This is a genomic window from Pseudalkalibacillus sp. A8 (genome assembly GCF_045920555.1).
Taxonomy (GTDB): domain Bacteria; phylum Bacillota; class Bacilli; order Bacillales; family Fictibacillaceae; genus Pseudalkalibacillus.
In genome coordinates, this window is the sequence record NZ_CP174509.1 from 743,839 (window position 1) to 756,221 (window position 12,383).

Annotated in this window: 12 protein-coding genes; 5 read left to right on the forward strand and 7 right to left on the reverse strand. The window is 40.5% G+C overall.

Going from position 1 to position 12,383, the window contains the following annotated elements; genetic code table 11:
* Positions 1-3: 3 nt before the first annotated feature.
* Together ACJROX_RS03980 and ACJROX_RS03985 are read left to right on the forward strand one after the other, a co-directional pair.
* Entirely contained in the window at positions 4-2,025 is a 2,022-nt protein-coding gene (locus ACJROX_RS03980; protein ID WP_408009468.1) for an ABC transporter ATP-binding protein, read from the forward strand.
* 360 nt (positions 2,026-2,385) lie between these two features.
* The gene (locus ACJROX_RS03985) at positions 2,386-3,663 is read left to right on the forward strand and encodes an MFS transporter (RefSeq protein WP_408009469.1); all 1,278 of its coding nucleotides are present in this window, start codon (positions 2,386-2,388) and stop codon (positions 3,661-3,663) included.
* Positions 3,664-3,864: 201 nt separating this feature from the next.
* On the opposite strand, the gene ACJROX_RS03990 is transcribed toward ACJROX_RS03985, so the two are convergent.
* Together ACJROX_RS03990 and asd are read right to left on the reverse strand one after the other, a co-directional pair.
* Positions 3,865-4,788 (reverse strand): zinc dependent phospholipase C family protein, encoded by a 924-nt coding sequence (locus tag ACJROX_RS03990; RefSeq protein ID WP_408009470.1) that lies wholly within the window; start codon positions 4,786-4,788, stop codon positions 3,865-3,867.
* A 240-nt stretch (positions 4,789-5,028) separates the two neighbouring features.
* Positions 5,029-5,883: an archaetidylserine decarboxylase gene (gene asd / locus ACJROX_RS03995; protein ID WP_408009471.1), complete on the reverse strand. Its 855-nt coding sequence runs from the start codon at positions 5,881-5,883 to the stop codon at positions 5,029-5,031.
* A gap of 234 nt (positions 5,884-6,117) precedes the next feature.
* Between asd and ACJROX_RS04000 the strand changes: the two genes are divergently transcribed.
* From ACJROX_RS04000 to ACJROX_RS04010, 3 genes are all read left to right on the forward strand, one after another.
* Positions 6,118-7,467, forward strand: coding sequence for a TrkH family potassium uptake protein (locus ACJROX_RS04000; RefSeq protein ID WP_408009472.1), 1,350 nt, complete (start codon positions 6,118-6,120; stop codon positions 7,465-7,467).
* Between the two features lie 161 nt (positions 7,468-7,628).
* Entirely contained in the window at positions 7,629-7,832 is a 204-nt protein-coding gene (locus tag ACJROX_RS04005; protein WP_408009473.1) for a small, acid-soluble spore protein, alpha/beta type, read from the forward strand.
* A 159-nt stretch (positions 7,833-7,991) separates the two neighbouring features.
* Positions 7,992-8,252: a hypothetical protein gene (locus ACJROX_RS04010; protein WP_408009474.1), complete on the forward strand. Its 261-nt coding sequence runs from the start codon at positions 7,992-7,994 to the stop codon at positions 8,250-8,252.
* Between the two features lie 32 nt (positions 8,253-8,284).
* On the opposite strand, the gene ACJROX_RS04015 is transcribed toward ACJROX_RS04010, so the two are convergent.
* The 5 genes from ACJROX_RS04015 to ACJROX_RS04035 all read right to left on the reverse strand — a co-directional run bounded on the left by ACJROX_RS04015 (position 8,285) and on the right by ACJROX_RS04035 (position 12,383).
* Entirely contained in the window at positions 8,285-8,941 is a 657-nt protein-coding gene (locus ACJROX_RS04015) for an amino acid ABC transporter permease (protein WP_408009475.1), read from the reverse strand.
* Positions 8,934-9,719 carry a transporter substrate-binding domain-containing protein gene (locus tag ACJROX_RS04020; RefSeq protein WP_408009476.1) on the reverse strand — a complete coding sequence of 262 codons (786 nt, stop codon included), beginning with the start codon at positions 9,717-9,719 and terminating at the stop codon, positions 8,934-8,936. The genes ACJROX_RS04015 and ACJROX_RS04020 overlap by 8 nt, the downstream gene beginning before the upstream one ends.
* 215 nt (positions 9,720-9,934) lie before the next feature.
* The gene (locus ACJROX_RS04025) at positions 9,935-11,035 is read right to left on the reverse strand and encodes an ABC transporter ATP-binding protein (RefSeq protein ID WP_408009477.1); all 1,101 of its coding nucleotides are present in this window, start codon (positions 11,033-11,035) and stop codon (positions 9,935-9,937) included.
* Positions 11,036-11,164: 129 nt separating this feature from the next.
* Positions 11,165-12,055: a PucR family transcriptional regulator gene (locus ACJROX_RS04030; RefSeq protein ID WP_408009478.1), complete on the reverse strand. Its 891-nt coding sequence runs from the start codon at positions 12,053-12,055 to the stop codon at positions 11,165-11,167.
* Positions 12,056-12,197: 142 nt separating this feature from the next.
* A complete protein-coding gene (locus ACJROX_RS04035; RefSeq protein WP_408009479.1) occupies positions 12,198-12,383 on the reverse strand; it encodes a hypothetical protein in 186 nt (61 codons plus the stop codon).

The following is a 12,383-nucleotide window of genomic DNA, read 5'->3' on the forward strand; positions in this document are numbered from 1 at the left end:
AAAATGAGCGTGGGCAAAAGATTATTTCAATACGCATTACGATATAAGAAAATGATCATTATAGCTTTGGCGATGTTGACAGTGGCTGTCAGTGCAGAACTGACAGGACCATTCATCGCGAAGAAAATGATCGATAACCATATCCTCGGCATTGAAAAGCCATGGATACAGGTGGAAAGTCCTATGGAGGAGACTGTCGAATACAAAGGGAACCACTATATTCGGACGGAATATTTTGAAGAAGATGCATCAGAATACCCGGAAGCCCGGATCCTCCAGGTGAAGCGAGACTACTATTTTATCAATGAACCGATCGATTTTGACGGGAACCGTTCAGTTGAAGGTAGTTCAATCATAATCGAGAAAGGAGATCAGAAGGCGGTTTATGAAGCCGAAGAATTATCGTCCGATCAACTGCTCGCCTTTTATCGTCCAGAAGTGAAATGGCTGATCTATTTGAGTGCTTTTTATATGGGATTGCTTGTGGTTTCAGCTATCTTCACATATTGGCAGAAGTATCTCCTGCAGAAATCGGCGAACCGGATCATACAGAACATGAGAACCGATGTGTTCGGACAGATTCAACGGCTGCCAGTCAATTATTTTGATAACTTGCCAGCCGGAAAAGTCGTTTCGAGGATTACGAATGATACTGAGGCAATCCGTGAGTTATATGTAACAGTGCTTGCTCAGTTCTTTACCGGAATCATTTACATCCTCGGAATTTTGACAGCATTGTTTTTCCTTGATGTACGGTTGGCGATGATCTGTTCTGTCATCATTCCAATCATGTTCATCTGGATCATCATGTACCGTAAATATGCGTCAAAATACAACTATCTCATCCGTCAGCGCTTGAGTGATTTGAATGCGATGATCAATGAGTCCATCCAGGGGATGACCATCATCCAAGCATTCCGCCGCCAAAAGCAGACAACAGATGAATTCGAAAAGATAAATGAAGAGTATTTCAGTTATCGTAACAAGCTTTTGAATCTGGATGCATTGATGTCCCACAACCTCGTGAACTTACTCCGCAACATTGCATTCGTGACGTTGATCTGGTATTTCGGAGGTGCATCCTTGACGGCGACGACTGCCGTTTCCGTCGGTGTTTTATATGCATTCGTCGACTATTTAAATCGTCTTTTCCAACCGATCACAGGGATCGTAACCCAGCTAGCCAACCTGGAACAGGCACTCGTGTCTGGTGAGCGTGTATTCCGGCTGTTGGATCGCGAAGGGGAAGACGTTTCTGATACGAAAGTTCCCCGCTATAAAGGGAATGTCGTCTTTGATGATGTAACCTTTGCTTATAAAGAGGACGAATATGTGTTGAAAAACATTTCTTTTGAAGCTGAACAAGGGCAGACTGTTGCTCTTGTCGGTCATACGGGATCCGGTAAAAGTTCGATCATGAATCTGTTATTCCGTTTTTACGATGTAGAACATGGGAAAATTATGATTGATGGGCAAGATATCCAGAAGATGACACGGCAAGATCTGCGGAAGCATATGGGAATCGTGCTTCAGGATCCATTCCTTTTTACAGGTACTATCGCTTCCAATGTAAGCTTGGATGACCCGGCGATCACGAGAGATACAGTGGAAAAAGCATTACGCGATGTCGGGGCAGAGCCGTTCATCAATCAGCTTCCTAAAGGATATGATGAACCAGTGATTGAAAAGGGGAGCACGTTGTCTGCTGGTCAGCGACAGCTCATTTCCTTTGCACGGGCGCTTGCCTATAATCCAGCTATCTTGATTTTGGATGAAGCAACAGCAAACATCGATACGGAGACTGAAGCGATCATTCAGAAAGCGTTGGATGTCTTGAAGAAGGGGCGTACGACATTCATCATTGCTCACCGTCTTTCTACGATCAAAAGCGCAGACCAGATTCTTGTATTAGACCGCGGCCGGATCGTCGAGAGAGGGTCACATGATGATTTGATGGAAGTTAAAGGCAAGTACTATCAAATGTATCAATTGCAACAAGGCACCAAAGAGTCACAAGCAGTTTGAAAACAGAATGATGCTTAATTGTTTATAAGGGCGACTTCCCTCATCTATTGGAATGGGGAGGTCCCCTTTTTAGATTTCAGAGTCGATTATCGCTTCTTTCCATTCAGAATGTCCACCAACCAATTTATCTCAACAACAAGAGGGTAAAACACCACAACTTTAGAAATATCTCAACAACTCCAAAATTATCTCTACAAGTATAAAATTATCTCTACAACGGTAAATGCACTTCAATTCTCTCTTTAAAAAGGGGAACGAACCAACTGAAGCGAAATAAGTAAAGAGATACTACAAATCAACAGAACATATTATTTAATAAGGGGTTATCTCGTTGAAGAGGAAAGGACAAGGGGGTTGAATATGAAGAAAAAAGAAGTGTATTCATGGACGATGTATGATTGGGCCAACTCAGCTTTCGCTACAACGATCATGGCAGCGGTACTGCCGATCTTCTATTATGATGTCGCTGCAAAAAACATCGATAAGACGACAGCTACAGCTTATTGGGGGTATTCACAATCGATCGCAGTTTTGATTGTGGCATTGCTTGCACCGATTTTAGGCGCAATTGCAGACCATTCGAATTCCAAAATGAGGTTCCTCCGATTTTTTGCTTATATGGGGATTTTAGCAAGCATCCTACTCGGATTTGTCGGTGAAGGGGACTATATACTCGCATCGATTCTATTGATTGCTGGAACAATCGGTTTTTCTGGCGGGAACGTATTTTACGACGGCTTTTTACCGGAAATCGCTTCTAGGGATGAAATCGATCGTGTTTCAGCACGCGGCTATGCATTCGGTTATATCGGCGGAGGAGTCCTTCTGCTCATCAACTTGATGATGATCATGAACCCATCCTGGTTTTTCATTCCAAACACACTTCTTGCTACACAGATTTCTTTTGCCAGCGTCGGCGTATGGTGGTTCATTTTTTCTATACCGATGTTCCGTAATATAAAAGAAGTGAAGCATGAACAACCGACCATCAAAGGTTCTTATGTCAAAATCGGTTTCAAAAGGGTGATTACCACTTTCAAGGAAATCAGACAGTTCAAGCAGTTGCTTTTATTTTTAGTCGCATTCTGGTTGTTCAATGACGGCATATCGACCATCATCAAAATGGCCACTATATATGGAAGGGACATTGGGATCGGTTCAAATGATTTGATTGCCGCTTTGTTGATCACGCAGTTTGTCGGCATTCCTTTCGCATTCCTTTTCGGATACCTTGCTAAAAGGCTGCAAGCGAAACGAGCACTTTATATTGCGTTATGGGCTTATGTATTGATCGTTCTTTTGGGATATTTCATGGAAACGGCTGCTCATTTCTACGCGTTAGCAGTAATGGTCGGTTTCGTCCAGGGAGGTGCCCAGGCGCTGAGCCGTTCGATATTCGGAAGCATGGTCCCTGACAATCGACATGCTGAATTTTTCGGTTTTTACGGTATATCCGCTAAATTTTCTGCCATCTTCGGCCCGTTTGTATTCGGGATTGTCGGTCAGCTGACAGGCTCAACCAGACTAGGAATCGTTTCATTGATGATCTTTTTCCTGGCTGGAATTTTCATCTTATCTCGGGTTGACATCGAGCAAGGGAAGAAGGAAGCGGGCTATACATCAGAATTGACGATGTAGGGAAAATAAAGGGTAGTCAGATTCTTTACTTTCGGACCGCCCCTTTTTTGAATTGTCCATCAAGAATCATTTTAAATTAAGTGGACACCAAATAGTTGCTCTGGTGTCCTTTATTTTTGAAATATGGTGTTTTTGAGTATATAAGGTCTCCTGTGTCCTCTAAGCTTGTTGGGAACCTTTTGGAAGGACTCTTACAGATTTTTAAAGGATGGGTTCATAATGCTTGTTTTCAAGGCGCAAAGATAGGTCTTTCCCCACGTCATAGCACACATTGCCGAGCTTTTCTCTCAATTGATCATATTTCTCTAGGTCATTTTCAAACCAGTAGCCTTTCAATAAAGTTAAAACTTCAGTGCCTTCATCTATGGTTAGTTCAAATAATTCTATGAAAGATTCCTCATGACGTTCATCTGCTTGAGCAGGGTGCACCCAGGGAGTTTTAGATTCATTCAGATAATCAATATCATCAATGTGTTTTTGATAAGAAAAGGGATCTATCCGCTCTTTTAAAAGCTTGTTTTTCCAGCCTGATGGGTCGAAAAGGACACGTAACGCCTTTTTCATATGGTGGTAGGATTGTTGTACATAACCGTTTGGCATCTTTTCATGCAGTCCAGGAAAGGTGGATTTGATCGTATCTTTAAGCATTGTATCGATGGATTCATGTAGTGTTTTCCCGATAGCCAGCTTTTTATAGACGGGTGTCTTCCATGTTTCAATATTCTTGTGTTTTTTCATCATTAATGTATCAATGATGATTTCCAGCTTTTGATGACGGTTTCCCTCCGTACCTGATCGATAATTTATGTAGGGATGTGTGTTCCGGTCTAAGATGTGGTGGGTGATGAAGCCGGTGGTAAATACAGTCAATTTCTCGTCATCAAGCCTGTCTTTCGTGTAATCGATCAGCTTAATGAGAAATTCGCCACAATGTTCATGGTGGATACGATCACCAACTTCCGTAACAGGGGTAGATCTCCAAGGCCAGAAATTATGATAGAAAAAAGGATCAGGCCCTTGTGTACCAAAGTTAAAATAAGGCTCGGTGTTATCATTCAACTTGAGAATTCCTGTTCGCTCTAAAAGAACTTCGCCAAAGTAAATGTGAGTCCAGACATTCGGCATTTGATCGCCACCCTTATGATTTATCATCTATACGTTCATCTGTCTAAATTATATCGGAAATTTTCAAGATAATTTGCTCGTATTAAAGATAAAACGGTTTTTTTAAGATAAATACGAAATTTTAAAGAAAAATGGAAAAGTTTTACGGTTAGATCCCTGTTTTTAAAGATAATCAAGAGTTCTTCATAAAAAAACCGATCTGGTGCATCATTTGATGTCCCAGGTCGGTTTTGTTTTTCTTTAATTAATCTTTCTTTCAAGTCGTTTCACTCGGTAGCCGAGCGTTTGGCCCATTTTGATGGTTGAGCCAGCTTTCAACGATGACTCAAGAGAAATCTGATTTTCTTCGAATAAAAGGGTGACAGTCGAACCAAACTCAAAATGACCTATTTCATCGGCTTTATCGATAGGAATCATTGACTTGAAAGCCTTTTTCAGTGGTTTTCCTTTATGACTTCGCTCAACTTGTTGCTGGTAGGCAAGCTGTACACTCCCTACAATCAAGGCTCCGATTTTTACGATTGCTACTTGACCTGAACCGGTATTCAAATAGGTTGCCACCCGTTCATTTTTTGTGAAAATTCCTTTTATCGAGTTGACCCCAAGCTTATTGACGGGGTAAAGACGGCCGGGTATGTATGAATAATCCGTAATAGAACCGTCGATTGGAGCATGGACCCGGTGATAATCCTTAGGACTTAAATAAATGGTCATGAACGAACCATTTTGAAAACCTAGAGCTTTTTCCTGGTCATTCAAAAGTCCTTCTACTGTATATGATTCACCTTTTGCCTGGATGAGCGTTCCGTTTTCAATCTGACCGGTTTGTGTAACCGTACCATCTGCAGGGCTTACAAATGAATCGATATGGCGATCAACTGGCCGTACATGCAGCTTGATTTTCCTCTTGAAGAATTCATTTAGGTTTTTGAATTCATGAATTGGTTTTTCTACATTGCTCATATCGATTCCATAAATCCGAGCATATGTATTGATTGCATATTTACTGATTCCAGACTTCATAAAAGAACCTATAAGATAAGTAAGTGCATGATGAGGTAAACAAAATAAGAGGTATTTCAAAAAAATTTTCATTCGCTTCTCCTAAAAATCGTACTTCTACCATTTATAGTATTAGTATTTTTATGTTATGAACAATACCAATATTATACTGCTTTATCCCTACCGTGTTAATAAGAAATTAATAAATTAAATAAATCAATTCAGAAAGAGGGGAAGACTATTTTAATAAATAGGGTTTTCAGGAACCCATAAATTAGGTACGATAGATTCGTCATGAGTCCAAAATTCCTAAAAGGTTGTTAGAAAATGAAAAGAAATCGGCGGCTACGTAGAATCCGTTTAACTTCAGTACAATTAATCATATTATTTTATCTATGCGCAGTAGTTTTAGCTACTTCATTGCTTAGTTTGCCATTTGCTCATCGTGGCGGTATAGAATGGTCGTTCATAGATGCATTATTCACTGCAGTAAGTGCCATCAGTGTGACTGGGTTGACAGTTGTGAATACAGCAGAAACGTTCAATGAATTCGGTTATTTCATACTGGCATTCGTTTTACAATTTGGTGGGATCGGTATTATGACCCTGGGTACCTTTATTTGGCTGCTTGCTGGGAAGAAAATTGGACTTAGGGAAAGACAATTGATTATGACCGACCAAAATCGATCAACACTTTCAGGGCTTGTCAGATTAATGCGTGAAATCCTTTCTTTAATTTTAATTATCGAAGCAATAGGAGCCTTGATATTGAGCGTTTACTTTTTAAATTATTTCGATACTTGGCAAGAAGCAGTGATACAAGGTATGTTCGCTTCCGTCAGTGCCACAACCAATGCGGGATTTGATATTACTGGACAATCCATGATTCCTTTTGCTCATGATTATTTTGTGCAATTTATCAATATACTGCTTTTAATTTTAGGTGCTATTGGATTTCCAGTTTTACTGGAAGTCAAAGAGTATTTGTCGTCTAAAAATGGAAAGTATCAGTTTTCGTTATTTACCAAATTGACTACAGCGACGTTTTTTATTCTAGTTGCAATAGGAACTGTTCTCATCTGGTTGATTGAATGGGATCAATTTTATAAAGATAAATCCTGGCATGAAGCATTCTTTTATTCCTTGTTTCAATCCGTTACCACTCGAAATGGCGGGCTTGCTACGATGGATGTAGGTTTATATACAGAACCAACTCAACTTTTACTATCGGGATTAATGTTTATTGGGGCTTCACCGAGTTCCGTTGGTGGTGGAGTAAGAACAACGACTTTTGCCATCATTATTCTTTCTATATTGACTTTTGCAAAAGGCAACCAAACAATTAAGGTTTTCAAAAGAGAATTAATTGAAGAGGATATTATTAAGTCATTTATAGTCTTCAGTGTAGCCATAATCATCTGTGGATCCGCCACGATTGGATTAATGGTTATTGAATCTTTTCCGTTAATGCCTGTTATATTTGAAGTAAGCTCGGCTTTTGGTACGACGGGATTATCTATGGGGATCACACCTGAATTGAGTACTTCAGGAAAAGTAATCATCATACTTTTGATGTTTATCGGACGTGTAGGAATTCTTTCCTTCTTGTTCATCATACGAGGAAAGATTGTAAAGGAAACGTATCATTATCCAAAAGAACATGTCATCATCGGTTAAAGCGATCAGGCGAAGTGCCTGGTCGTTTTTTCTTTCCTATTGGTATCACGTTTATTTTCCAGGTGATATGTCAATAGCTGTCTAATAATTTCCAATTAAATTATATGAATAAGGCATTCTCAATAACGCAAACTATGTATACCAAGGAGGAGGTGAGATACATGGCTCGTAACAATAACAGAAATCAATTAGTAGTACCAGGTGCTCAAGCTGCATTAGACCAAATGAAGACTGAAATCGCTTCTGAATTTGGTGTACAACTTGGCGCTGACACAGCTTCTCGTGCCAACGGATCTGTTGGTGGAGAAATCACTAAGCGCCTTGTTCAACAAGCTCAATCACAAATGGGTGGAAGACAACAATAATAATACTTGGCTTCCGAAGGGGTGGAGAGATCCATCCCTTCTTTCTACATTTTCTTTACAATTGACTCTGTAATTCTGAATATAGAAATTAAAAAAATCAACATTAACCTCACCCTTCAACAAAATCTTACAATAATATTTCTTAAAGGAGTAGGTAACATGTCAATGTGCCCTGTTTGTAACCAACTGAGTGCTACGCAATATCGATGTCCTTCATGCTTAGGGCTGATGGAGGATAACGGTAGAGTAATGGACTACTATGATGATTATAGTCCATATTATGAAATCGATGCTCTGAAAATGGAAGATGGTTATCCAGAGGATGAACAGGAAAAACAATGTCCGCATGTGTTCTATTGCCCACAATGTGCTTCAGATAATATTCTGTTGATCCATGAGTGGAGAGCGGAGTTTAATTAAAAAGAGCAACAGCACAAATCGCTATTGCTCTTTCAGGCACTTACCCTTAGCTTGCGCTCAAGGTATGTCTGTATGAAACTCAGGATGGTTGTCAATGCCCAATACATAAATAAAATCTCTAGGAAGATCCAGAAAACTTCTAAGTTTGAAGCAGCAACCTGTTCAGCTCTACCTGTCAGTTCTTGTACTGCTAAAACTGAAGCAAGGGAAGAGGCTTTCACGATGTCGATCAGCGAATTCCAAACTGGCGGGATTGATCTTCTCCAGGCCTGAGGCAGGATGATTTCTTTTAAAACCTGAGCAGTATTCATACCTAAGGAATAACCCGCCTCCCATTGTCCTTTTGAGATAGACAAAATAGAGGCACGATAGGATTCGGAAATATAGGCACTAAAGTGCAGGGTCAACCCGAGAATCGCAGCTTGCCAGCCTGTAAAGGCATACAGCCATGTCAATCCGAAATAGATGACAAGAAGTTGGGTAAGCAATGGTGTCCCACGGAAAAAAGATACATAAAATCGAGCAAACCCAGAAAGTATCTTTGAATTCGAGATCCGGAATAAAACGATCACCAGCCCTAACGCTAAAGATGCAAAGATAGCAATGACACTCAACATGACGGTAATTTTAACTCCCTCCAGTAGGAACGGGAGGGAGTTAATCATCAAATCTAAGGTACCTTTATTCACTTACATCTTCCCCAAAATATTTTTCGGAGATTTCAGCGATGGTGCCGTCTTCTTTCATTTCTTGCAATGCATTATTCACTTTTACGATAAGGTCTTCCTGGTCTTTACGGAAAGCGAAGGCCATTTCATTTTCATTGAATGTATCACCGACAGATTTCACTTCATAATTGCTGTCCTTCAATTCTTGTTGGATGAAAAGTCTGTCATTCAATGCTGCATCGATACGTTTGACGTTCAAGTCAGCAAGCACCTGGGCAATCCCTTTATAATATTTGATTTTAGCACCAGTTTCTTCAGCCGCTTTTGCATAATTGCTTCCTTGTGTCGTACCGACGGTCTTTCCTTTCAGGTCTTCAATCCCTTTGATTTCATCATTGCTTTTATGGACGATGACCTGACCGCCTGATTTCGTATAAGGCTCAGAGAAAGCATATTTTTCTTTTCGTTCGTCAGTAATCGTCACTTGATTGGCCACCATATCAAAGCGTTTGGAGTCCAAAGAAGAGAACATTCCCTTCCACTCGGTAGGGATGAATTCAGGTTTCATACCGATTCGCTTCGCGACTTCACGGGCAATCTCCACGTCATATCCAGTCACTTCATTCGACTCAGAATCACGATAACTGAATGGGGGATAGGTCGCCTCCGTGCCGATCTTCAATACTTCACGTTCGTCGTTACCTGTACTTTCCTCATCGTTGTTGGATGCCCCGCATGCTGTAACGGCGCTCAGCATCAGAAAAGTCAACAGTGAAAGCAAAAAATATTTCCTATTCATGTATATTTCTCCCTTATATGTTATTTAATCCCGATTAAATTCATAGGGTAACTACGATTCATAAACTATATTCTAATCAGATATACCAGGGAAGTCAATCATAAAGTAGTATGTACATTTTCAAGTGAAACCATGAAGCCAGCCTACCTTAAAATCAAACGAAAAACACCATCGAGCAATGATTGCTCAGATGGTGTATCGTTTTTTGTTGGAGATTAATCACGAATTCTGCTTTCTGTTTGTGGATCGAAGAAATGACATTTGTTCATGTCAAAAGCGAGCTCAAGCTTTTGTCCGTTTTGGATATCTGAACGAGAGTCAACCCGTGCAATGAAGCTTTGGCCAGCAACCGTAGAGTAAAGGTAGGTTTCAGCACCCATTAGTTCTGCAACATCGATCGCTGCTGTAATCTTCGAACCTGTGGAGGCTTCGGTGAAAACTGGTTCATCATGGATGTCCTCTGGACGGATTCCAAGGATGACTTCTTTCCCAGCATAACCTTTTTCACGTAAGAGTTTCATCTTTCCTTCAGGAACATTGATTTTGATATTGTCCATCACGAATGATTCGTCCTGAAGCTTACCATGCAGGAAGTTCATTGAAGGAGAGCCGATGAAACCACCGACGAATACGTTTTCTGGTGTATCATAAACTTCCTTAGGTGTTCCGAGTTGTTGGATGACCCCATCTTTCATGACAACGATTCGAGTTGCCATTGTCATCGCCTCGGTTTGGTCATGTGTTACATAAATCGTTGTCGTTTGTAGGCGTTGGTGAAGCTTTGTGATTTCCGCACGCATTTGTACACGGAGTTTCGCATCCAAGTTGGAGAGCGGCTCATCCATCAAGAAAACTTGAGGGTCACGGACGATTGCACGACCTAGTGCGACACGCTGGCGCTGACCACCTGAAAGTGCTTTAGGCTTACGATCTAAATATTCTTCAAGCCCTAAAATACGAGCAGCATCTTTTACACGCTTGTCCATTTCTTTTTTATCAAACTTACGAAGTTTCAAGCCGAAAGCCATATTGTCATAAACATTCATATGAGGATATAGGGCATAGTTTTGGAAAACCATCGCGATATCCCTGTCCTTAGGAGCGACATCGTTCACGCGTTTTTCCCCGATATAAAGATCCCCATCCGATATTTCTTCTAAACCAGCAATCATACGGAGTGTTGTTGATTTACCACATCCCGATGGACCAACGAACACGATGAATTCCTTATCTTTGATATTCAGGTTAAAGTCTTGTACTGCGATTACTTTCTTGTCGTATTCCTTCACGATACTCTTCAATTTGATTTCTGCCATTTAATAAAGCCCCTCTCTTGAAAACGTTTTCCTTAATACATTCAAGTGTAGACCTATGTGGGGGAAACGTAAATTGGAGGGATGCACAAAAAATCAAAGATTGATTAGGCGATTTGTACAAACGGTTTCTTACTCTTCCATGGACAGAAGTAAATAGATTGTGACCGCATCCTCGAATGTCTTCGGATCCAGTCCAGTAAGGTCGGTGAACTTTTCCATTCGATATTGGAGACTGTTCCGGTGGATGAATAGTTTTTTTGCTGCAAGTGTGTGATTCAAATTACAATCGAGCAGGGTGTTGACTGTTTTTAAAAGGTCGGGCTCCACATGACTTAGTATTTTCTCATATATATATCGGGTATCCTCTTGTTTTGACTGATGGAGGAGGACCATTGGAAAAACGCTGGAAAGTGTATGTATCCGTTTGCTTTGTGGATGGTCGGCAATACATTTATAAAAGGAGGATTCTTTATCGAATTGCTGTTTCGCCTCTGTTAAATCAGTGAACGTCGAACCGATGAACAGGTACGATTTCATATAAAAATCACTCTCAATGGAGTCAAGTAATTTAACTAACTGATCTATAGAAGCATAAGTCTCAGAAGTGGGCTCTACGAACACACCTGTATAACGATCTTTCCAAACAGGGACCACCTTCTCAGAAAGCATGTTTTGAAAGGCTTCGACGAATAACTCATGTTCAACATCCTGGCTGCGGATACTGAAATGCAAAAAACGTCCTGGCTCAAAATCGTGGTTGGAATCAGGAGTACGATTATTATAAAGCAATTCATACCAGGCTTGTTGCCTTTCATCTTCTTGGATAGGTCTTTCCGATAATGGGGTCAGAAATACTTCAAGCAATTTTTCTGAATCAATCGATAAGGTGTCCAAGTCTATTCCGATCTCTTCACCTTCGGAGGTGCGGTACCAAGTATAATCTTCAGGGTCCTCGACGTCAGTTGCTCGTACAAACGCTTTTCTACCGAATATCTTCTGTAATTTTTTTATTTCAGACATGAACGTTTAAATCCCTTCAGCTTAGTCGTACATACATTATAACAATTCAATCAGGATAAAAGGAAAATGGAAGTGACCTAAGGAAAAATGACCTTGAAAGATCGGTATCCTTTCAGGTCACTCCACTAATCCTCTGTATTTATCAGTGTTTATTTTTCTCTTTGTATTCAACAGGCGGCTCTTCTTTTATAAGCGGACGGTTTTCATCGATTTGTTCAGGATCATGCCGGTTGATGACCGTTCCGCCAGCCATACCTTCATTGATCATGCGATCGACATCCATATGTGCTCGATCTCTTCCTTCGTATTGTGAACCTTTTTCAGTCAT

Bases quoted from the DNA above. Each gene is read 5' to 3' on its own strand.
- ACJROX_RS04010 (WP_408009474.1), top strand. From the start codon at position 7,992: ATGTCAATGTGCCCTGTTTGTAACCAACTGAGTGCTACGCAATATCGA.
- ACJROX_RS04005 (WP_408009473.1), top strand. From the start codon at position 7,629: ATGGCTCGTAACAATAACAGAAATCAATTAGTAGTACCAGGTGCTCAA.
- ACJROX_RS04035 (WP_408009479.1), bottom strand. From the start codon at position 12,383: ATGACTGAAAAAGGTTCACAATACGAAGGAAGAGATCGAGCACATATG.
- ACJROX_RS03985 (WP_408009469.1), top strand. From the start codon at position 2,386: ATGAAGAAAAAAGAAGTGTATTCATGGACGATGTATGATTGGGCCAAC.
- ACJROX_RS03980 (WP_408009468.1), top strand. From the start codon at position 4: ATGAGCGTGGGCAAAAGATTATTTCAATACGCATTACGATATAAGAAA.
- asd (WP_408009471.1), bottom strand. From the start codon at position 5,883: ATGAAAATTTTTTTGAAATACCTCTTATTTTGTTTACCTCATCATGCA.
- ACJROX_RS04000 (WP_408009472.1), top strand. From the start codon at position 6,118: ATGAAAAGAAATCGGCGGCTACGTAGAATCCGTTTAACTTCAGTACAA.
- ACJROX_RS04020 (WP_408009476.1), bottom strand. From the start codon at position 9,719: ATGAATAGGAAATATTTTTTGCTTTCACTGTTGACTTTTCTGATGCTG.
- ACJROX_RS04030 (WP_408009478.1), bottom strand. From the start codon at position 12,055: ATGTCTGAAATAAAAAAATTACAGAAGATATTCGGTAGAAAAGCGTTT.
- ACJROX_RS04025 (WP_408009477.1), bottom strand. From the start codon at position 11,035: ATGGCAGAAATCAAATTGAAGAGTATCGTGAAGGAATACGACAAGAAA.
- ACJROX_RS03990 (WP_408009470.1), bottom strand. From the start codon at position 4,788: ATGCCGAATGTCTGGACTCACATTTACTTTGGCGAAGTTCTTTTAGAG.